Source organism: Aeromonas sp. QDB62 (assembly GCF_027705695.1).
Classification (GTDB): Bacteria; Pseudomonadota; Gammaproteobacteria; order Enterobacterales; family Aeromonadaceae; genus Aeromonas; species Aeromonas allosaccharophila.
This window is the reverse complement of sequence record NZ_JAPDCD010000001.1, coordinates 39,507-59,136: the sequence shown is the minus strand read 5'-3', so window position 1 is coordinate 59,136 and position 19,630 is coordinate 39,507. Positions and strand designations below refer to the sequence as shown.

General features: G+C 60.1%; 20 protein-coding genes. 7 read left to right on the top strand and 13 right to left on the bottom strand.

Annotated features, from left to right (window positions below; all coding sequences use genetic code 11):
* The first annotated feature begins 242 nt into the window (after nt 1-242).
* The gene (locus OKC27_RS00305) at nt 243-1,118 is read left to right on the top strand and encodes a flagellar protein MotY (RefSeq protein WP_171971590.1); all 876 of its coding nucleotides are present in this window, start codon (nt 243-245) and stop codon (nt 1,116-1,118) included.
* Nucleotides 1,119-1,199: 81 nt separating this feature from the next.
* Here the strand turns inward: OKC27_RS00305 and gloA are convergent, their stop codons facing one another.
* The 9 genes from gloA to OKC27_RS00260 all read right to left on the bottom strand — a co-directional run bounded on the left by gloA (nt 1,200) and on the right by OKC27_RS00260 (nt 12,075).
* Nucleotides 1,200-1,613 (bottom strand): lactoylglutathione lyase, encoded by a 414-nt coding sequence (gene gloA, locus OKC27_RS00300; RefSeq protein ID WP_270805778.1) that lies wholly within the window; start codon nt 1,611-1,613, stop codon nt 1,200-1,202.
* Nucleotides 1,614-1,668: 55 nt separating this feature from the next.
* Nucleotides 1,669-2,310, bottom strand: coding sequence for an endonuclease III (nth, locus tag OKC27_RS00295; RefSeq protein ID WP_270805776.1), 642 nt, complete (start codon nt 2,308-2,310; stop codon nt 1,669-1,671).
* Between the two features lie 13 nt (nt 2,311-2,323).
* Nucleotides 2,324-3,100 (bottom strand): electron transport complex subunit E, encoded by a 777-nt coding sequence (locus OKC27_RS00290; protein ID WP_442866060.1) that lies wholly within the window; start codon nt 3,098-3,100, stop codon nt 2,324-2,326.
* A 15-nt stretch (nt 3,101-3,115) separates the two neighbouring features.
* Nucleotides 3,116-3,748 carry an electron transport complex subunit RsxG gene (gene rsxG, locus OKC27_RS00285; RefSeq protein ID WP_270805774.1) on the bottom strand — a complete coding sequence of 211 codons (633 nt, stop codon included), beginning with the start codon at nt 3,746-3,748 and terminating at the stop codon, nt 3,116-3,118.
* Nucleotides 3,749-3,791: 43 nt separating this feature from the next.
* Entirely contained in the window at nt 3,792-4,844 is a 1,053-nt protein-coding gene (gene rsxD, locus OKC27_RS00280) for an electron transport complex subunit RsxD (protein WP_182969304.1), read from the bottom strand.
* An 11-nt stretch (nt 4,845-4,855) separates the two neighbouring features.
* The gene (rsxC, locus tag OKC27_RS00275) at nt 4,856-7,588 is read right to left on the bottom strand and encodes an electron transport complex subunit RsxC (RefSeq protein ID WP_270805773.1); all 2,733 of its coding nucleotides are present in this window, start codon (nt 7,586-7,588) and stop codon (nt 4,856-4,858) included.
* Between the two features lie 14 nt (nt 7,589-7,602).
* Nucleotides 7,603-8,181, bottom strand: coding sequence for an electron transport complex subunit RsxB (gene rsxB, locus OKC27_RS00270; protein WP_005350799.1), 579 nt, complete (start codon nt 8,179-8,181; stop codon nt 7,603-7,605).
* Nucleotides 8,182-8,183: 2 nt separating this feature from the next.
* A complete protein-coding gene (gene rsxA, locus OKC27_RS00265) occupies nt 8,184-8,765 on the bottom strand; it encodes an electron transport complex subunit RsxA (RefSeq protein ID WP_164536490.1) in 582 nt (193 codons plus the stop codon).
* A 166-nt stretch (nt 8,766-8,931) separates the two neighbouring features.
* Nucleotides 8,932-12,075 (bottom strand): DUF3427 domain-containing protein, encoded by a 3,144-nt coding sequence (locus tag OKC27_RS00260; RefSeq protein ID WP_270805847.1) that lies wholly within the window; start codon nt 12,073-12,075, stop codon nt 8,932-8,934.
* 154 nt (nt 12,076-12,229) lie between these two features.
* Between OKC27_RS00260 and OKC27_RS00255 the strand changes: the two genes are divergently transcribed.
* The 3 genes from OKC27_RS00255 (at nt 12,230) to rluF (ending at nt 14,696) form a co-directional block, all read left to right on the top strand.
* On the top strand, nt 12,230-12,712 hold the full coding sequence (locus OKC27_RS00255; protein WP_270805771.1) for a hypothetical protein: 483 nt from the start codon (nt 12,230-12,232) through the stop codon (nt 12,710-12,712).
* Nucleotides 12,713-12,875: 163 nt separating this feature from the next.
* Complete coding sequence (locus OKC27_RS00250) at nt 12,876-13,244, top strand: VOC family protein (RefSeq protein ID WP_040067818.1); 369 nt, start codon at nt 12,876-12,878, stop codon at nt 13,242-13,244.
* A 435-nt stretch (nt 13,245-13,679) separates the two neighbouring features.
* Complete coding sequence (gene rluF, locus OKC27_RS00245; protein WP_270805769.1) at nt 13,680-14,696, top strand: 23S rRNA pseudouridine(2604) synthase RluF; 1,017 nt, start codon at nt 13,680-13,682, stop codon at nt 14,694-14,696.
* 68 nt (nt 14,697-14,764) lie between these two features.
* Here the strand turns inward: rluF and OKC27_RS00240 are convergent, their stop codons facing one another.
* Complete coding sequence (locus OKC27_RS00240) at nt 14,765-16,027, bottom strand: cyanate transporter (protein ID WP_270805768.1); 1,263 nt, start codon at nt 16,025-16,027, stop codon at nt 14,765-14,767.
* A 176-nt stretch (nt 16,028-16,203) separates the two neighbouring features.
* Here OKC27_RS00240 and OKC27_RS00235 point away from each other — a divergent pair, with 176 nt between their 5' ends.
* Entirely contained in the window at nt 16,204-17,046 is an 843-nt protein-coding gene (locus tag OKC27_RS00235) for a LysR family transcriptional regulator (RefSeq protein ID WP_270805766.1), read from the top strand.
* A gap of 70 nt (nt 17,047-17,116) precedes the next feature.
* Here OKC27_RS00235 and rsmS read toward each other — a convergent pair whose 3' ends face one another.
* From rsmS to OKC27_RS00220, 3 genes are all read right to left on the bottom strand, one after another.
* A complete protein-coding gene (gene rsmS, locus OKC27_RS00230) occupies nt 17,117-17,272 on the bottom strand; it encodes a pleiotropic regulatory protein RsmS (protein ID WP_270805765.1) in 156 nt (51 codons plus the stop codon).
* Between the two features lie 95 nt (nt 17,273-17,367).
* Nucleotides 17,368-17,838 (bottom strand): acyl-CoA thioesterase, encoded by a 471-nt coding sequence (locus tag OKC27_RS00225; RefSeq protein ID WP_270805763.1) that lies wholly within the window; start codon nt 17,836-17,838, stop codon nt 17,368-17,370.
* A 20-nt stretch (nt 17,839-17,858) separates the two neighbouring features.
* The gene (locus OKC27_RS00220; protein ID WP_442866062.1) at nt 17,859-18,152 is read right to left on the bottom strand and encodes a hypothetical protein; all 294 of its coding nucleotides are present in this window, start codon (nt 18,150-18,152) and stop codon (nt 17,859-17,861) included.
* 151 nt (nt 18,153-18,303) lie between these two features.
* On the opposite strand from OKC27_RS00220, the gene OKC27_RS00215 reads away from it, so the two are divergent.
* Together OKC27_RS00215 and OKC27_RS00210 are read left to right on the top strand one after the other, a co-directional pair.
* The gene (locus OKC27_RS00215; RefSeq protein ID WP_270805760.1) at nt 18,304-18,942 is read left to right on the top strand and encodes a tellurite resistance TerB family protein; all 639 of its coding nucleotides are present in this window, start codon (nt 18,304-18,306) and stop codon (nt 18,940-18,942) included.
* A 154-nt stretch (nt 18,943-19,096) separates the two neighbouring features.
* A complete protein-coding gene (locus OKC27_RS00210) occupies nt 19,097-19,555 on the top strand; it encodes a GNAT family N-acetyltransferase (protein ID WP_270805759.1) in 459 nt (152 codons plus the stop codon).
* Nucleotides 19,556-19,630: the final 75 nt, after the last annotated feature.

The following is a 19,630-nucleotide window of genomic DNA, read 5'->3' as shown; positions in this document are numbered from 1 at the left end:
ATGAGGATAAAGGTCGGAGCATGCGAGTGGTTCCCGATAAGCGGCCTCTGGCTGTTCTGGCTTTACTGTAGCGAGCTTCCCGTTGGTTGGCACGGGGGAAATGTGGCCAATGAGAGCCGATTGTTGCTGGCTGCCAACGGGGCAAGCTTTTGCCACACACACGGCAGCACTTTGCAGTTTGTCGCTAAAGCTTGGCGCCTTGCCGCCGATATCTCTTGTGAGATCGTGTGGAGGGCAGGCAATTGAACGCTTGGTTGTTGGGGTTGGTCAGCATATCCGTGAGTATGCAGTTACAGGCTGGGGTCACCGAATTCGGTGCCGGTCTGGATCAATCCGTCTGGCGTTTGACCTCCGATACCCAGATTGAGTGTCGCCTCGAGCACCCCATTCCCAACTGGGGAACGGGGGCTTTTGTCAGCCGCGCAGGGCGCAAGATCAACCTCGACTTTGAGCTCAAGGGCAAGCGGCCACAGGCCCAGACCCAGACGGTGAGCCTTGGCATCATGCCGCCGGTATGGCGCCCGGGGATTGCCGGGCGAGAAGTGAGCCAGCTGCGCTTCTATCAGCAGTTCGATGGGCTGGTGGAGGGGCAAACCGCCTGGACCATGCTCGACGAGCTGGAGGGGGGGCGGATGCCGACTTTCCAGTATCGGGACTGGTATCGCCAGAACCGCGCGGTGCGGGTGTCACTGTCGTCAGTCAATTTTCGGGTCAAATATCAGGCCTTTATCGACTGTTTGAGCGGGCTCTTGCCCTACAGCTTCAACGACATCGCCTTTAGCGTGCTCACCTACGACAAGAACAGCGATCAGCTCTCCATCCCCTCCAAACGGCGACTGGCGATGATCAGCGAGTTTATCAAGGCGGACAAGAGCATCGATGTAGTGGTGATCGACGCCTACAGCGACAGCTACGGCGGCCGCTGGCCGAACCAGAAGCTCTCCGAGAAGCGGGCCGATGCCATCAAGAAGGTGTTTGTCGATCTGGGGCTGGAACCCGGCAAGATCTCGGTGGAAGGGCACGGCGAGAAGCAGCATGTCTCCTCCAATGAAACCGAGCAGGGTCGTGCCAAGAACCGGCGGGTGGTGATCAGCATGGGGCGCAACGGCGAGATCTAGCGCAGTCCCCGGCAGAGAGGCATAAAAAAGAGCGCATCTGCGCTCTTTTTTGATCCTGCCATCCGGCAGCAGTCGGGTCGCTTAGAAGCTGTCACCCAGGCCAGTACCGGCATCTTTCTTGGCGATCAGTTCAATCTTGTAACCGTCCGGATCTTCGACGAAGGAGATGACGGTGGTGCCGCCCTTGACCGGGCCCGGCTCGCGGGTGATCTTGGCACCGGCTGCGCGCAGGGCGTCGCAGGTGGCATAGATGTCGTCCGCTTCCAGCGCGATATGGCCGTAGGCAGAGCCCAGTTCGTACTCGCTCACCCCCCAGTTGTAGGTCAGCTCGATCACCGCTTCATCTTTCTCGTCACCGTAGCCGACGAAGGCCAGGGTGTACTTGTACTCGCTGTTCTCGCTCTTGCGCAGCAGCTTCATGCCGAGCACGCGGGTGTAGAAGTCGATGGAGCGTTGCAGATCGCCGACACGCAGCATGGTATGCAGAATTCTCATTGCTCAGTTCTCCGGGTGGGTGATTTGTATGCCGTGAGGCTAGAAAGGAGATCGGTCAGTTTTCCGGATAGACCTTCTCTTTATACTCGCATAAGTCCTCGATGATACAGGAACCACAACGGGGCTTGCGAGCGAGACAGGTGTAACGCCCGTGCAGGATCAGCCAGTGGTGGACATCCAGCTTGAACTCGGTGGGCACCACTTTAAGCAGCTTCTCCTCCACCTGATCCACGTTCTTGCCTACCGCAAAGCCAGTGCGGTTCGATACCCGGAAGATATGGGTATCGACGGCGATGGTGGGCCAGCCAAAGGCGGTGTTGAGCACCACGTTGGCGGTCTTGCGGCCGACGCCGGGCAGGGCTTCCAGCGCTTCGCGGTTTTCCGGCACCTCGCCGCCATGGCGCTCCAGCAGGATGGCGCAGGTCTTGATGACGTTCTCGGCCTTGGTGTTAAACAGGCCAATGGTCTTGATGTACTCCTTGAGCCCGTCCACCCCGAGGCTCAGCATCCCTTGCGGGGTGTTGGCCACCGGATAGAGTTTGTCGGTTGCCTTGTTGACGCTGACATCGGTCGCTTGCGCCGAGAGCAGCACGGCAATCAACAGCTCGAACGGCGAGTTGAAGTTGAGCTCTGTGGTGGGGTGGGGATTGTTTTCCCGCAGCCGATCCAGGATCTCTCTGCGTTTCTGGTTGTTCATGCCTTGCGTCCGATCATAGCTCGGTCGCCCGGACGCGAGCCGGGGCAACGTTGCAGTGGGCCCCATTACTGTGAACCAGAGTGGTTGCCTGTTTGCGATCCCGCCAGTCGTTGATGGCATTCTTGGCAGCGATCAGCAGCCCCAGCCCGATAAAGCCCCCCGGCGGCAAAATCGCCAGCAGCAGGCTGGCATCGGCGTGGAACAGCTCGATGCGCAGGGATTTGGCCCACTCGCCCAGCAGCAGCTCGGCGCCATCAAACAGGGTGCCCATGCCGATGATCTCGCGCATGCCGCCCAGTACCAGCAGCACCAGGGTAAAACCAAGGCCCATCATCAGGCCGTCGAGGGCCGCCAGCAGCGGCGGATTCTTGGAGGCATACGCCTCGGCGCGGCCGATGATGATGCAGTTGGTGACGATCAGGGCGATAAAGATGCCGAGCGCCTGATAGAGGCCATAGGTGTAGGCGTTCATCAGCAGCTGCACGCTGGTCACCAGCGAGGCGATGATCATCACATAGACCGGGATGCGAATATCCTTCGGCACCCAATTGCGTACCAGCGAGACCGCAAGGTTGGAGCAGACCAGCACCGCCATGGTGGCAAGGCCCAGCCCCAGCGCATTGGTAAAGGTGGAGGAGACGGCGAGGGTCGGGCACAGACCCAGCACCTGCACCAGCGAGGGGTTGTTCTTCCACAGCCCCTGACTCATCAGCTCCTTGAGCTCGCCCTTGCGGCTTTCCAGCTCGGCAATCGGGGCTGCGCTCGTTTCAATCTGTTCCATCTGGTTCATGATGGCTCGACTCCGTTAGTGCGCCGCCGGACAAGCCGGGGCGTTGCTGAGCAGTTCGGGTTGCTCCTGCTGCAGTTTCAGCAGGTTCTTCACCGCCTTGACCACGGCTCGCGGGGTGATGGTGGCGCCGGTAAAGGCATCGAACTCGCCGCCATCCTTCTTCACCGCCCATTGGGGCTCGTTGTCATGGGTCAGGAATTTTCCGGCAAAGCGGTTGATCCAGTCCGATTTCTTCAGCTCGATCTTGTCACCAAGGCCGGGGGTCTCGTTGTGAGCGAGCACGCGCACGGCGGTGATGGTGCCCTTGGCATCAAAGCCCGCGACGATGCGGATCGCCCCGCTGTAACCATCTGGTGCAATCGCCTCCAGCGCATAACCGGTCACCACGCCATTTTTGCTGGCGGTATAGAGCGCCTGCGGCTGATCGCTGCCGAGATACTTCCTGCTGGTGACCTGCTTGCAGCTGGCCACCAGATCGTTGTCATAGCTTCCCTCTGGCAGCAATACCGAGAGAGTCTGCTGCTTCTCCAGCTGTTGCTGGTGGGCGATTTTATCCTTGGTCAGTTCGTTGGTCAGTACCACCAGCGCGGTACAGCCGAGCGCGAACATCGCCAGAATAAGGCCGTTCTTGCGCATGCTCTTTAACATGTCCGGGCTCCGTCAGCTGTGATGGGGAAAAAGGGCAGAAACATCATTGGCGACGGGCTCCATACACTTTCGGGCGAGTCAGGCTGTCGATAAAGGGCACACAAAGGTTGGCCAGCAGCACGGCGAAGGCGAACGCATCCGGATAGCCGCCAAAGCGGCGAATGATGTAGACCAGCACCCCGATCAGCACGCCATAGACCAGTCGGCCGCGCGGCGTGGTGCAGGCGCTGACCGGATCGGTGGCGATAAAGAAGGCACCCAGCATAGTAGCGCCGCTAAAAAGATGGAAGATGGGCGTGGCGGTCGCATCCGGGCTCACCAGATAGCCGATGGTGGAGGCCAGCAGCAGGGCACCGAGAATCGCGGTGGGAATGCGCCAGTTGATCACCTTCTGCTGCAGCAAGAAGAGGCCGCCCAGCAGATAGCCGAGGTTGACCCAGCTCCAGCCGATGCCACCCCAACCCTCGAACAGCGGGCCGCTCAGGATCTCGCCGGTGGTGAGCCCTTGGGTCAGGCCGGTTTTAAGGGTATCGAGGGGGGTCGCCATGGTGAGGCCATCCACCCCCTGCTTGAGCTGTGCCATGCTGTAGCCATCGAGGCTAAAGCCGGTGAAGATCACCGACGCCGCATCGCCAAAGCCGAGGCTGTAGGCGCGCACGCTCTCTGGCGGCAGCCAGCTGGTCATCTGCACCGGGAAGGAGACCAGCAGCAGCACATAGGCCACCATGGCCGGATTGAACAGGTTCTGGCCCAGCCCGCCGTAAAGGTGCTTGGCGACGATGATGGCGAAGGCCGTGCCCACCACCAGCATCCACCACGGCAGCAGCGGCGGCAGGGAGAGACCAATCAGCACGGCGGTGAGCGCCGCACTGCCATCCATCAGGGCCGGTTTGATGGCGCGGCCCCGCAGCTTGAGCACCAGCGCCTCGCACAGCAGCGCAGTGACCAGCGCCAGCAGGATCTGGATAAAGGTGCCCCAGCCGAAGAACCAAGTCTGGGCCAGCAAGCCCGGCACGCAGGCCAGGATTACCAGCAGCATCAGGGTTCGGGTCTGTTTGCGGTTATGGGCAAACGGCGCAGTCGCAATATTGAACATGAGTCTGTCGGTTACCTTGTGGTTGTTCGGTCGGCTGACGGTGCATCTTCAGCGGCGGTCCCGGCGGCTCTGGCCGCCTCGGCCGCCAGCTTCTTCGCCTTGGCGCGGGCAACGGCGGCTGCAATGGCCGCTTTTTTCGGATCAACCGGGACATCAGCCGCAGGGGCAGACGCTTCAGGCGCGGCAGCGACGGCAAGTGGTTGCTCACTGCTGGCAGCAGCGGTTTGCATCGGCTCGACCGATACGCGCTCACCCTCAGTTCCGGCCCTATCTACCTGAGTACCGGCACTCTCTACCTCAGCACTGATACGCTCGCTCTGCTGCGCCAGCTTTTTGGCTTTGGCACGGGCGATGGCTGCGGCGATAGCGGCTTTCTTGGGATCGACCGCTTCACTTGCAGCAGTTGCCGTATCGCTCTGGCTGGTGGTTACTTCGCTCTTGGCTACCGCCACGTCGCGGGTCTCCGCGCTGGCTGCTGGTTTACTCTCCGCATCTTCAGCACCGGCACTTTCACCTTGCTGGGCCAGCTTCTTGGCCTTGGCACGAGCGATGGCTGCGGCAATTGCCGCCTTCTTGGGATCAACCGCTTCGCTGACCGCAGATGGCGCATCGCTTTGGGTTGCAGCGGATTCGCTGGTGCCTGCGTTTGCAGTCAGGTCGCCCTCAGCGCCGTCACCCTGCTGGGCTGCCTTTTTGGCCTTGGCACGAGCGATGGCGGCCGCAATTGCGGCTTTCTTGGGATCAGTGGGCGCATCGCTTGGCGTGTCAGCCTCGGCTGTCACGCTGTGATCTGTGCTTACCGGCTCGCCACTGGCCTCGGCCTTTTTGGCTTTGGCACGGGCGATGGCAGCGGCAATCGCCGCTTTTTTCGGATCAACCTCTGCCTTTTGCTGATCAGCATCTACCGCAGCCGCAGCCGCAGCCGCAGCCGCAGCTTCGGTAGCCGCAGGCTCGGCGCTATCACCCGCTTGTGCGGCTTTCTTGGCCTTGGCGCGGGCCAGTGCGGCGGCGATGGCCGCTTTCTTGGGATCGCTGGCGGGGTCAACCGCCTCGGCAGATTGCGGCGCAGCGGCGGCAGTGTCGCTGTTTGCGCTTTCCGCCAGCTTGGCGGCGCGGCGGGCTTCCGCTTCCCGTTTGCGGGCTTCGCGGGCGGCAATCACGGCGCTGTTGTCGGGCACGCCCTCGGCGGTGGCGGTAATGGCAGTGATGGGGGCATCCTGCTTGGCCTTGATGCGGGCCAGCGCAGCGGCCACCGGATCTTCCCCGCCTGCGGCCGTCATGGTCTGACGGCGCTGGGCAGCAGCTTCGGCATGACGCGCTTCGCGGGCCGCTTTCTCCCGCTCGAAACGGGCCTGCTTGGCCTCGAAACGCTGCTTGGCGCGCTCGGCTTTTTCGGCCTCGGCGCGGGCTTCGCGAATGTCATCCTTGGCGATCTTGTAGTACTGCACCAGCGGGATTTCGCTCGGGCAAACCCAGGCGCAGGCGCCACACTCGATGCAATCCATCAGGTTGAGCTTCTCGGCCTTGTCATACTCCTTGGCCCGGCTGTACCAGTAGAGCTCTTGCGGCAGCAGGGTGGCCGGACAGGCATCGGCGCAGGCACTGCAACGGATGCAGGGCTGCTCCGGGCCGGGGGCGGGCAGTTCGGCCTGCGTCGGCGCCAGCAGGCAGTTGGTGGCCTTGACCACAGGCACCATGGCGTGGGGCAGGGTAAAGCCCATCATGGGGCCACCCATGATGACCCGCTGCTCCGCTTCCGGTTGCAGCTCGAAACGCTGCAACAGCCAGCGCACCGGCGTCCCCAGGCGCACCCAGGCGTTGCCGGGCTTCTTGAAGCTGTCCCCGGTGAGGGTAACGATCCGCTCGATCAGCGGCTCGCCGTCGATAATGGCGCGCTTGATGGCAAACACGGTGGCGACGTTGAGCACCATGATGCCGATATCGACCGCGCGGCCGCCTTTGGGCACCTGACGGCCGGTAAGCAGTTCGATGGTCTGCTTGGCACCGCCCGAGGGGTACTTGGTCGGCACCGTCTTGACCAGCACGTCCTCGTCGGTGGCGTGGCGGGTCAACTGCTCGATCGCCTCGGGCTTGTTGTCTTCTACCCCGATCAGGGTCAGCTTGGGTTTGAGCAGGTGCTTGAGCACCCGGATGCCATCCATGATCTCGTCGGCGTACTGCTGCATCAACCGATCATCGGTGGTGATATAGGGTTCGCACTCCAGCCCGTTGACGATCAGGATCTCGGTGAGCTGGCCGCGGCCATCGAGCTTGCTGTGAGTGGGGAACACCGCGCCGCCAAGGCCCGCCACCCCTGCCTGCTGGATGCGCTCGAGCAGCTCGCCCCGCTCCAGATTCCAGTAATCGGCTTTGCCATTGCGCTCGCCCCACTCATCCTCCCCATCCGGGGTGAGAATGACGCAGAGATCGCCGAGTCCGGAGGGGTGGGCAACCGTGTGGTTGCCAATCTCGGTGATGGTGCCCGAGGTAGAGGCATGGACAGGCACCGTACGCCCTTTGGCGTAACGGGTCAGTGGCTGCCCTTTTTTGACCTTGTCGCCCACCTGCACCAGCAGATCGCCGGCGGGGCCAGCGTGCTGGCGCAGCGGAATGATGAGGCGCGGCGGCAGACCGGCGTCTACCACCGGGCTCTGGCTTGATTGCAGCTTGTTGTCGGCGGGGTGAATGCCACCGTGAAAGTCCCAGAGCGTGCCGGCTTTGATACGTTCGAGTAAGGAATGCATGGTTGCTCCGCTGTTTATTCCACTATCTTGACCGGAATCTTGCCCGGAACATGCACGTTATTGAGATCCCACTTCCAGTTATCGACCGTGGTAGGCACCGGGATCATCTCGATGCAATCGGTCGGGCAGGGATCGACACAGAGATCGCAACCGGTGCACTCGTTGGCAATCACGGTATGCATCGCCTTGGTGGCGCCGACGATGGCATCCACCGGGCAGGCCTGAATGCACTTGGTGCAGCCGATGCACTGATCTTCGTGGATAAAGGCGACCTTCTTGACCGGCACAGCGGCCTCGTCACTGCCCCCCAGCGGCTGGGGCTCGACCCCCATCAGATCGGCAATCTTGCGCATGGTGGCCTCGCCACCCGGCACGCACTTGTTGATCTGATCGCCGTTGGCGAGTGCCTCGGCGTAGGGTTTGCAGCCGGGATAGCCGCACTGGCCACACTGGGTCTGGGGCAGCAGGGCATCGAGCTGATCGACGATGGGGTCTGCTTCCACATGAAACTTGACGGCGGCAAAGCCCAGGATAATCCCGAACGCCAGCGCCAGCAGGGTGAGCACCAGAATGGCAAAGAGAATATGGATCATGGTTATATCTTGATAAGGCCGGTAAAGCCCATAAAGGCCAGCGACATCAGACCGGCGGTTATCATGGCAATCGACACCCCGCGAAACGGCGCGGGCACATCGGCGGCGACCAGACGCTCGCGCATGGCGGCAAACAGGATCAACACCAGCGAGAAGCCGGTGGCGGCGCCAAAGCCGTAGATCACGCTCTGCACGAAGTCATGACGCTCATTGATGCTGAGCAGCGCCACCCCGAGTACCGCGCAGTTGGTGGTGATGAGGGGCAGGAAGATCCCCAGCAGGCGATAGAGGGTCGGGCTGCTCTTGCGCACCACCATCTCGGTAAACTGCACCACCACGGCGATCACCAGAATAAAGGCGAGGGTGCGCAGATAGGCGATATCCAGCGGCAGCAGGATATAGTGCTCCACCAGATAGGAGCTGGCACTGGCGAGGGTCATCACGAAGGTGGTCGCCAGCCCCATGCCGATGGCGGTTTCCAGCTTGCCGGAGACCCCCATAAAGGGGCAGAGGCCGAGGAATTTCACCAGCACGAAGTTGTTAACCAGCACGGTGCCGATCAATAAAAGCAGGTACTCAGTCATCAATTACCGTCACTGAAAGTCGGGTTATCGGGGGTTGAAGGCGGGCGGTATTATCTGACGTTAGGGCCAGTTAAACAACCGCAAGGCCGCATGGTTATTAGTCAAATGGCCAATATCAGCGTGGATCTGTGCGAGATCTCGTCGGCTTTTTCGCCACTCATAGCGGTTAGCCAATCGCAAGCTTGGCTGCCTCTTTCCATATAAAAGGCGGCATTGGGGTCATTAGGCGCCATTTGATGTTCATCGGTTGGCTGCCGCTGTGGGATACGTACTCCACCTCACCAAAGTTCACAAAGCCAAGGGTGCGGCCAAATTCATCTTTGCTCTGCTCACGAACGAACAAAAACAAGCGCTTACCCTCTGCTCTGTGGTTTATGTAACTCAGCCCCTTACCCCGCTCTGGGCGAGCGCTGTTTTGGCTCTGCCAATGAAACAGCGACTCGTTGATGGCGTAGTCGTGATAACGGGTAGTGGGGGAGAAGTGCTGCTCCGTTTTGTTCAAGGTCACGAACAGCAACTCGATATTTTGCTCTGCGATGACATAGACCCCTTCGCGAGCCGTGGGTTGCTGCGCGAAGGTGGTCGCGCCAAAGCCAACCAGTACCTGCTCTCTGGCATAACGGGCATGTAGTTGCAGTGGATTGCCGGGAAGGTCAGGCATGGCCAATTGCTCGTGTTGCACCCGGTTGATCAGCATGGGCAACAGATCTGCAAGCTCGGACCTCAACTCTGGTTGATTGAGTTGTTTCAGGCTGTGCGCCAAGGAGCCAAAGCCTGCGTTGGGTCCGCTTTGTTGCCAGAAGTCGTAATGGCACATCAAAGCCATCCGCTCATCGTGCTCAGCCGTTAAGGTAAAGGCGCTTTCCACCAAGGTTTGTAAGAAGTTCAAATAATGGAGCGCATCGCAACCCAATAGCCGGGTTTTGATGGCCCGGGTGTAGAGGGTCGACAGCTTCTCATCGCTCATTTCAGAAACAGTGTGGTTGCGGGCCTGTTTGACCAAGGTGCTCCAATTGCCGCGCTTGTAGATCTCCTCAAGGCTGATGTGAGGGTAGAACTTCAAAAAGTTCGCCAGTGTCAGCGGTAAATCGCAATCCTGTGAGAAACGGCGGATCAGGCCCATGAGGCGCGAGGTATTGAGAGTCGCCTTCTTGATATTGCTCAGAATTAACTCTTGGGTCTGTTTTGAGAGTTCGATGCGGCAGCCCAATGGGGCATGGGGAAAGCCTTGTTTGATTTCGTGGCTGATTGCCTTACTGGTTTTACCCACCAGAGCCCGGAATTTTTGGGCAAAGTCATACTCTGCGCGAGCATTGCCAACAAAATCCAACACGGTACAGCACTCTTTATCGTTCGCCAGCCGCAGGCCCCGCCCTAATTGCTGCAAGAAAATGGTGAGGCTTTCCGTTGGTCGTAAAAACAGCAAGGTATCGACTTCTGGGATATCAACACCTTCGTTGAAGATGTCTACCACGCAGAGAATATTGATAACGCCGGTACGCAAATCCTGTTGTTTGCTATGACGCTCGTCTCGGTTATCGCTGGTGAGGATGTCAGCCTTGATGCCCTTCAATAAAAATGCCTTGCACATAAAATCGGCATGTTCGCGGCTCACACAAAATGCCAGTGCTTTGATCTTGGTAATATCGGTGACGATCTCATAGAGGCTTTGGACTATTTTCTGCACCCGCTGTTGATTATGGGTGTAGATATTGGTGAGCTCTGTGATGTCATAACGACCATTTGTCCAAGTCACTTGGCGCAAGTCAGTATCATCGTCGATACCAAAATATTGGAACGGACAGAGATGGCGACGATTGATGGCCTCTGGTAAACGGATCTCCGCTGCGATGACACCACAAAAATCAGCGAGAATATCGCCGCCATCATGGCGCTCTGGCGTTGCGGTTAATCCCAACAGAATGTGAGGTTCAAAGGCGGCGAGCAGACCACGATAACTGGCCGCTGCAATATGGTGAACCTCATCGATGACAATGTAATCGAAATAGTCTGGGCTAAGACGTAAATTAGCCAGCTGGTTATTCAAGGATTGCACCGAGGCAAATAGCTGACGGTAGTGAGTAGGTACGGCACCGCCGACCAAGAGTTCGCCAAAATTGGATTGCTTGAGCACACCGCGGTATGAGGCCAATGCTTGGCGCAAGATCTCCTCTTTGTGGGCGACAAACAGAAACTTGGCATCGGGTTTGGTTTTCAGAAAACGCGCAAAATCAAAAGCGGAGATCAGGGTTTTCCCTGTACCGGTGGCCGCAACCACCAAGTTACGGAAGCGCTGGTGTAAAGTGCGCTCCATCGCCAATTGTTCAAGGATCTCCTGTTGATGGTGAAACGGCGCGATATCAAAGAAATAGGCCGGGTTATTTTTGTCCCCATCGCCACGGGCCTCTTGCAGGGCATGTTGTAATTTCTTGCGGCTTTCGAGCTTGCCATCGAACAGCTCAAAATCATCGGATTCCCAATAGGTTTCAAAGGTACTCAGGGATTTCTCGATAATATGAGGGATCTCTTGCGAGGTGATTTTTAGGTTCCACTCCAAGCCACTGGTGAGGGCAGAATGAGAGAGGTTGGATGAACCTATATAGCCGGTATGAAAGCCGGTATTTCGGCAAAAGAGATAACTCTTGGCATGCAACCGCTCACGCTGGGTGTTATAGCTGAGTTTGACTTCGGTATTGGGGAGGCTGGCTAAAAATTCAACTGCCTTGGCGTCGGTCGCCCCCATATAAGAGGTAGTAATTATTTTTAATTGGCGGCCGCTGCGGGTGAACTCTTCCAGCTCATGACGGAAAATACGAATACCTGCCCATTTTATAAATGAGACCAGCCAGCAGATGCTATCTGCCGATAATATCTCCCGTTTAATCTCCGATTCCATCGACAAACCCGCATTGCTGCCGCAGAACAGCTCACTTTGCGTTAGACCGGTCAGAGGGAAAATATCCTCAGCATATTGCTTTAAATTGGCTGAGATGGGGTTATCTAACTGGTAGAGCGCGGTCAGAATTTTACCCTGACTATCGATGAGGTTCTCGCCAATAAAGTCTGGATCTTGGGTCCGATCCTTTAGCCAAAGCAATAACTGGTTAGCCAGTTCAATCTGCCGTTGCAGCTGATCCTCTCCAGTGACCGAGCCCACCGCATATTCCAAAACCCGGCTCAGAAATCTGGATAACCAAACTGCCGCTTCGGCAGGTTCAAGTTGGCGTTCCCCTACGTAAAAGCGCTCGCGGTCGAGTCGAGATGTCAGCAGTTGAGTAATGAGCTGTTCATAAATACCGCATTGTTGCATCGCACACTGGCCTTGAACGTTGTACATGAGGGTGGCGAGAAGAGTATCATTTTTTCCAACCAAATCAGTAAGCTGTTGTCGCCTGTTACTCGTTTGAAAATCGCCACGGTTTTCGGTAATAGAGCCCGGCAGTGACAACCACAGGGAGGTGGTGATGGATCCGGTTTCTTATCTTTTTTCGGCTTATATCAATCTGGTACAGCAGCAGGTTGCGGATATCTATGGCACCGAGGTCAAGACGCTGGTGGTGCAGTATGAGGGGGAGTCGGTCCCGTTCTCCTTTCAGCTGTGGCAGATCCAGCAGCCGAGCGTTTGTCGTCCCTACCAGCAGGATGTGCGGCGTTTTAGCCAGTGCACGGTCAAGGCGTCAGCCCTGTTTCACAAGCTGTGTGATGACTTGACCCGGCAGGATGACAGCAGTTGGCAACTGCCCAAATTTCGCACCATGTACTGCTCGGCGGCCGTCAGTTATCGGCCGATGATTGCCGAAATCAGGAGTGCCGAAATCGGGGATGCCAAACAGAGTCCGGCCAAGCTGGCAGAGCGGGCCTGCAATCAGGCGATTCTGGCGGCAATGGACAGTGACGATGAAGCCCTGCTGGCCCAGCGGGAGAAAGCCTGCACTGCGGTGCAGTGAGGCGGATTTATCTGACCAGATCATTTGCGCTCGCTTTGCGCGCCACGGCACACATGGGCTCCCCCTTGCCGGGTATGATGGGGCTGCCCGCAGTGGCGGCGACAGTCGGATGCTTGCGGGCATATGCCGCTCACATCAGCCAGATCACCACCAGGAGGTAACCATGATCAGCCATATCGACCATCTGGTATTGACGGTAAGTGATATCGAGCGCGCCGTGGCGTTTTACAGCTCGGTGCTCAATATGGAGGCCATCACCTTTGGCGCAGGGCGCCGGGCGGTGGGATTTGGCAACCAGAAGATCAATCTGCAACTGCTGGGGCAGGAGCCGCGCAACCGGGCGCAGGTGGGGTCGGGGGATGTCTGCCTTATCACCCGCTGGCCGCTGGAGCAGGTGATGACTCAGCTTGCCTGCCACGGGGTGGAGATTGTCGAGGGGCCGGTGACCAAAAGTGGCGCCTGCGGGCCGATAGAGTCCATCTACTTCCTCGACCCGGATCAGAACCTGATCGAGATCAGTCGCTACCCCTGAGTCCGCCGCGGCAGAGGGGAGCTGGGTTGGCGCATCAACCGCTGGCCCCGGCCGCTGGTCGGGGCGCAACCATGCCCTCGTTTGCCTCTTTCGGTACTCCCCTGTCTCGCCACCGCTGACTCTTTTGTTGGCTATGAAACCGGGCAAACCCCGTTTGCCCCATAACCCCTGATGCAGGGCTTGGTGCTGTGAGCTGGCCCGCAATTGTGTCGCCGGTGCGCTGGAGTTGGCGATAATCCGGCGTGCTGTGGCGGGCGATGTGGTAATGTGTCGCACTTTTTTGCCGGATGGGCCGGCATTGGCCTCGTTGAAATTGGAGCCGTATGCAAAAAATCGACGTAGTGGAGAGGGTGATGCCGCAGATCATGTGTCCGGCATGGCCGACGCACGCAACCGTACAACAGGATGGGGTTCAGCCCCTCTGGCAGGTGACTCATGCTGGCTAACGAATCCATGCGCCTGAACAAATACATCAGCGAGAGCGGCATCTGCTCGCGCCGCGAGGCCGACCGCTTTATCGAGCAGGGCCACGTCTTTATCAACGGCAAGCGCGCCGGGATTGGCGATCAGGTGCAGGTTGGCGATCTGGTCAAGGTCAACGGTCAGGTGATTGAGCCGCGCGAGGCGGACAGTCTGGTCTTTATCGCCCTTAACAAGCCGGTGGGCATCGTCAGTACCACAGAGGCGGGCGAGAAGGACAACATCGTCGATTTCGTCAACCACAGCACCCGGGTATTCCCCATCGGGCGACTGGACAAGGATTCGCAGGGCCTGATTTTCCTTACTAACCACGGCGATCTGGTCAACAAGATCCTGCGGGCGGGCAACGATCACGAGAAAGAATATCTGGTGACCGTCGACAAGCCGGTGACCGACGAGTTTGTGCGCGGCATGGCGGCCGGGGTGCCGATCCTCGGTGCTGTCACCAAGAAGTGCAAGGTGAAGAAAGAGGCGCCGTTCGTCTTTCGCATCACCCTGGTGCAGGGGCTGAACCGCCAGATCCGCCGCATGTGCGAGCACTTCGGTTTTGAAGTGACCAAGCTGGAGCGCATCCGCATCATGAACGTCAGCCTCAAGGGGCTGCCGGTAGGCGAGTGGCGCGATCTGACCGACGACGAGCTGATCGAGCTGTTCAAGCTGATTGAGGACTCCTCCTCCGAGGTGAAACCGGCCAAAGGCGACAAACCCAAGGCGGCCAAGGCCCCTGCGGCGCAAAGCGCCAAGCCGGGGCAGGGCAAGAAACCGCGCCGCGATGATGATCACGAGATTGGCGGTCGCCCCAATGTGCCGGGCCCGGAAGCCTTCGAGAAGAAGCCTCCGGTGGGCAAGGTCGGCGCGGGTAAAGGGGCTGCCAATAAGGGCGGCGCTGGAAAAGCGGCCCCCAAGGGTGGCAAACCGGCCGCCGGCAAGCCGCGCACCGCTAACGCCGGGCGGCAAAAGAAGGGGCGCTGAGTTGCTCCCCTGAGCGGCGTCAGCCTCGCCTTGTGATCCTCAACACAGTCATCCCCAACACACCGGCCTCAGGCCGGTGTGTTGCTTTGGGCCGCAGAGCTGGCCGGGAGGGGAGCAGAAAGGGTTGGCTCGCTGGTGGTAGGTAACTTCATTACGCGAGGGTAGTGGCGCGGGTCTAGGCGCAGTACCAGCAGGCTCATCAGCAGGAGGCCCCCCAGTTGCCACTGCCAGGCGGCCGCGAAGTCACCGAACAGGTGATAGAGGCGGGCCGCTACCCAGGGGCCGGTGGCGGCCAGCATAAAGCCGAAGCCCTGCATCAGGGCGCTCAGGGTACCGGCGCGGCGCGGGTCGGGCAGGTGATCGAGCGCAATCACCATGATCAGCGAAAAGCTGCCGCCAAGACCGGCGCCGCACAGCATGCACCAGAGCATGGGGGCCGCCTGTGGCGCCAGCCAGAGACCACCAAATCCCGCCAGCTGCATGGCGATGGCAAGCCCCATCCACGGTCGCCGATCCAGATTGCGCGCCGCCAGCAACGGCAGACCAAGGCCGCTGGCGGTCTGCGCCAGCGCCAGCCAGGCAACCAGCTCGCCCGCCTGCGCGGCGCTCCACCCTTGCGCCATGTAGGCGGGGGCCAGCCAGGCCACCACTATGCCGTAACCGCTGTTGATGATGCCAAAGCAGACGATCAGCAACCAGCTGCGGGGCAGGGCAATCAGCCGCTGCTCGCCGTCGGGAATCGCGACAGCTGCGGCCCGTGGTAGACGCACTTTCCACCCTAGCCAGACGAGGGCCAGCAGCACCGGCAGGCTCCAGAGCGCCAGTGCCCGTGACCAGTCGAGGCTGGCTGCCAACCGTGGCGTGAGGCTTGCCCCGAGCGCCCCGCCCCCCATCATGCAGGCGGAGAAGATCCCCATCACCAGCGGCACCTTGTGGGCGAACGCTTGCTTGATCAGCGCCGGTAGCCCCCCCTGTACCAGCGCCGACCCCAATCCACAGAGCGCCGCACTGGCGATCAGCAAGGTGCCGCTCTGTGCATCGAAGCGGATTGCGCTGCCAATACCGAGCAACAGCAGGGCCGCTCCCAGTAGTTGGCGCGCACTGGCGCGCCGACGCAGGCTCGGGGTGAGCAGCACGCCAATCCCGATCAGCCACAGTGGCAGCAGGGTGAGCCAGGCCAGGGTATCCATCCCGAGCGACAGGGCGCGGCCAATCTCCTGCGTCAGCGGGCCGATGGCGGTGAGAAAGGGGCGCAGGTTAAGGCCAATCAGGATCACCAGCACCAGCAGGGCGGTCTGGCCTGCGGGTTGAGCCGCATTTTGTTGATTCATCGGGTGCTGTTTCCGGTTCTGGGAGAGGCAGGGGGCATTCGGGACACGGAGTCATCGGGGCTGAACATGGCAGATCACCGTCAAAAGAGGCAAAAACGCCAGCCTAGCGGGGTCGAACATCATTTGGAAATTAAATGATAAAATGGGTGTCAGTGGTTTTGTAAATGGAGTGCCCCATGCTGGATCCCCTGTTACTGCGCAGTTTTGTCGCCATTATCGACACCGGCAGCTTTACCCGTGCCGGTGAACGGGTCCATCTGACTCAATCCACCATCAGCCAGCAGATCCGCCGTCTTGAGCAGCAGCTCGGCTGCCCGCTGCTGGATCGCGCTGGCCGTCAGGTGGTCGCAACGGCGGAGGGGGAAAAATTATTGGGGCTGGCCCGCCGTATTCTGGCGCTGCTGGCACAGGCCGAAGAACAAGTGACGGAAGGGAGCGTGGCGCTCAGCCTCGGGGTGCCGGAGGATTTCGCCGCTGGGGCCATTACCCCGGTGCTGGCCGCCTTTGCCCGCGACTACCCCGAGGTGCGGTTGGAGGTGCAAAGCGGCCTGAGCCACGAGATCTGGCAGCGCTTTGCGGCGGGGGAGCTGGATCTGGCGCTGGTCAAGCAGACGCGTGGGCAGGGTTCGCCGCTCGCCAGCTGGCGCGAACCGCTGGTGTGGGTCGATAGCCGCGACTGGCCCGCCCGGGAACGGGATCCGCTGCCGCTGGTGGTGTTCCCGAGCGAAGGGCTCTATCGGCGGCAGATGACCGAGGCGCTCGATGGCCTTGGCCGGCGCTGGCGTATTGCCTATGTCAGCGCCAGTCTCGCCAGTTTGCAGGGGGCGGTGAGTGCAGGCATTGGCGTGAGCTTGTTGCCCAAACGGCTGATGCCCGCCGATCAGCTGGCCCTGACCCAGTGGCCCAAGGTGGCATCGGTGGAGCTGGCGCTCCATGCGGCAAAGGATGGGGGCGAGCCGCTCAGCCGCCTGAGTGCAGCCCTGATCGCCCTCTGCGACGAGGTGATGGGGCCGCAATGAGTGACGACGTGGGGAAAGGCTTGGGCGGGAAGAGAAAGCGACGAGAAGCGAGACAAAGGGCAGGATCGGATCAGAGATCCTTCCCCTCCGCCAGCTTGCTCTCGTAGTCACTTTTCACAATGGCCAGCGCCGCCAGCACCAGCTCGGGGGCCAGCTGGTTGGTCTCCAGCAATTCGATGAGATCCACCGCGAGTTTCACCTCGGGCGGGGCAGTTTCCAGTGACATGGGCAGTTTTCCGGTTGCGGGAAGAAGGGGGATTATACAGGGGCGCCGCCTTAGGCCGAAAGCGCCCGCTGTATCGGGGAGGGGAATCACCAAGGTTAGAGGTGCTGGCGCATCTCTTTGTCGATCTCCTCGCGCAGGGCAATCAGCTTTTTGGCGTACTGCTGCAACTGCAGATCGCTTTCGCTCACCGGCTGCCACTGGGGCACCGGGGTCGGTTTGCCCTGCTCGTCCATCGCCACAAAGATGATGATGCAGTGGGTGGTCTTGTGGCGCTCGGTCTCGGTGGGGTGGCGGCTGTAGACATCCACCGCCAGATGCATGCTGGTGGTGCCGGTATGGATCACTTGGGCGTGCACCTCCACCAGCTGGCCAATCTGGATGGGGCGCAAAAAGCGGATCCCCCCCACATAGACGGTCACCGCATAGCCGCCGCACCAGCCCGCGGCGCAGGCATAGCCCGCCTGATCGATCCACTTCATCACCATGCCGCCATGAACCTTGCCGCCGAAATTGACGTCGGAGGGTTCGGCCAGAAATTGCAGGGTCAGTTCGCGGGGTGGGGTCATGCTCTCTCCTTGGTTAACCGTCATTGACGGTAGCTTTTGCGATAGACATCTGCCTGTTGGCAGGGAGGCAGGTTATTGAGATCGGGCCGCTTGTTGCCCTCGCGCTGGCCAAAGCTGGCGAACTCCTGCTGGCACTTGTCGGCCTTGCCGCCCTCCTTGATACAGGCATCGATCCGCTGTTGTTTGCCCTGCTCGACCAGTTGTTGTTGCGCTTGTTGGCAGGCGGCATCCAGTTTGGCCTGCTGGGCTGAGCGATCCAGCTCGCTGGCCGCACTGGCGGTGCCACACAGCAGCAAGGCGACTAATGGGGTGATGGTGCGCATCCAGATGCTCCTTGTTGACCTGTTTCAGGTATACCGCGAATGGCGGCAGGATGCACAGGGGCTGGTGCAATAATGAGGGCCCATTCACTGTTGGTTCATCAGTCTGGCGCCAGCATGGGCCGAACAATAGCGAGGTGCCACGATGAAACAGATGCTGGAACAGTTGCTGGGGGCTGGCAAAGGCTGGCTCAACGACGGGGGCGACAAGCGCAAGGGGCAGATGCAGGGGGCGCTGGCCGGTGGCGCGCTGGGTCTGCTGCTGGGCAACAAAAAAATGCGCAAATATGGTGGCAAGGCCGCAGCCGTGGGCGGCGCTGCGGCCCTTGGCGGGCTGGCCTACAAGCTCTATCAGGATTGGCAGGCCCAGCAGGCGGCGCCCGCCCAACCGACCCATCCTGTCAGCACTCTGGCAGGCAATGCGCTGGATGCCCGCTCGGCGCTCTTGGTGCGCGCCATGGTGGCGGCAGCCCGGGCCGATGGCCATATCGACGGTGCCGAGCGCCAGAAGATTCAGGAGTATCTGACCGAACAGGGCCAGAGCGATGCCGCCCGCTGGATTGACGCCGAGCTGGCCCGCCCCCTCGACCCCCACGCGCTGGCGCGGGAAGTGACCGACATGGAGCTGGCCACCGAGGTCTATCTTGCCTCCCTGCTCGCCATCGAGGTGGATCACTTTATGGAGCGCGGTTATCTCGACGAGCTGGCGCGCGCCCTCAAACTTGATGACAACCTCAAGGGCAGCATCGAGCGGCAGGTGGCCCAACTTAACACCCCCGCCTGATATCCCTCATCGCCATGGATTGCCGATAACGCCCCGTTCAAGGGGCGTTGTTGTTTCTGCTGCCCGTAAAAAGATGCGGATGAGCCTATTTGGATTGCGGGGCACAGCCCCTAAGATGGCGCACGGAGACCACCATTTTTGCAAGGAGCAACCGTTGGAGATACGCAAGGCAACCGCATTAGATATAGACGCCATTGTCGAGCTGAATCGGCAGATTGGAGAGATCCACCATCAGCACTATCCCGAGGTGTTCTGCCCCCCTTCGCCAGAGGAACGGGGGTTTTTGCTCGACGCCATCGGCGCGGAAGGGCGTCTGTTCTGTGTTGCCGAGCAGGATGGCATGGTGGTGGGCTTTTTGACGGCACGGATCGATATCAATGAGAGCGTGCCGTTTCTCACCCGTGCACCGATTTGCCGCATTGGCTCAGTGGTGGTGGATGAGCAGCGCCGCTCCCGCGGGATTGGCAAGGCGCTGATCGCCCATTGCGATGAGTGGGCCAAGGTCCGTGATGCCCAGCAAATCCGGCTTGAGGTGATGGCCTTCAACGAGCGCGCCCAAGCGCTCTACGAGGCGCTGGGGTTCAAAGTGCAGTCGCAGATCATGGCCAGATGATCAGTTTCTGAGGCGAGCCAAGGCGCGTCACCCCCCAACCACAAAGGCCCGTTACGGGCCTTTGTTCGTTTCGCC

Excerpts from the sequence above, each read along its gene's own strand:
- OKC27_RS00290 (WP_442866060.1), bottom strand. The coding sequence starts at position 3,100 with ATGAACCAGATGGAACAGATTGAAACGAGCGCAGCCCCGATTGCCGAG.
- rsxD (WP_182969304.1), bottom strand. The coding sequence starts at position 4,844 with ATGTTCAATATTGCGACTGCGCCGTTTGCCCATAACCGCAAACAGACC.
- OKC27_RS00260 (WP_270805847.1), bottom strand. The coding sequence starts at position 12,075 with ATGCAACAATGCGGTATTTATGAACAGCTCATTACTCAACTGCTGACA.
- rsxC (WP_270805773.1), bottom strand. The coding sequence starts at position 7,588 with ATGCATTCCTTACTCGAACGTATCAAAGCCGGCACGCTCTGGGACTTT.
- rsxA (WP_164536490.1), bottom strand. The coding sequence starts at position 8,765 with ATGACTGAGTACCTGCTTTTATTGATCGGCACCGTGCTGGTTAACAAC.
- nth (WP_270805776.1), bottom strand. The coding sequence starts at position 2,310 with ATGAACAACCAGAAACGCAGAGAGATCCTGGATCGGCTGCGGGAAAAC.
- OKC27_RS00240 (WP_270805768.1), bottom strand. The coding sequence starts at position 16,027 with ATGAATCAACAAAATGCGGCTCAACCCGCAGGCCAGACCGCCCTGCTG.
- rsmS (WP_270805765.1), bottom strand. The coding sequence starts at position 17,272 with ATGTCACTGGAAACTGCCCCGCCCGAGGTGAAACTCGCGGTGGATCTC.
- OKC27_RS00250 (WP_040067818.1), top strand. The coding sequence starts at position 12,876 with ATGATCAGCCATATCGACCATCTGGTATTGACGGTAAGTGATATCGAG.
- gloA (WP_270805778.1), bottom strand. The coding sequence starts at position 1,613 with ATGAGAATTCTGCATACCATGCTGCGTGTCGGCGATCTGCAACGCTCC.
- OKC27_RS00255 (WP_270805771.1), top strand. The coding sequence starts at position 12,230 with ATGGATCCGGTTTCTTATCTTTTTTCGGCTTATATCAATCTGGTACAG.
- OKC27_RS00215 (WP_270805760.1), top strand. The coding sequence starts at position 18,304 with ATGAAACAGATGCTGGAACAGTTGCTGGGGGCTGGCAAAGGCTGGCTC.
- rsxG (WP_270805774.1), bottom strand. The coding sequence starts at position 3,748 with ATGTTAAAGAGCATGCGCAAGAACGGCCTTATTCTGGCGATGTTCGCG.
- OKC27_RS00235 (WP_270805766.1), top strand. The coding sequence starts at position 16,204 with ATGCTGGATCCCCTGTTACTGCGCAGTTTTGTCGCCATTATCGACACC.
- OKC27_RS00225 (WP_270805763.1), bottom strand. The coding sequence starts at position 17,838 with ATGACCCCACCCCGCGAACTGACCCTGCAATTTCTGGCCGAACCCTCC.
- rluF (WP_270805769.1), top strand. The coding sequence starts at position 13,680 with ATGCTGGCTAACGAATCCATGCGCCTGAACAAATACATCAGCGAGAGC.
- rsxB (WP_005350799.1), bottom strand. The coding sequence starts at position 8,181 with ATGATCCATATTCTCTTTGCCATTCTGGTGCTCACCCTGCTGGCGCTG.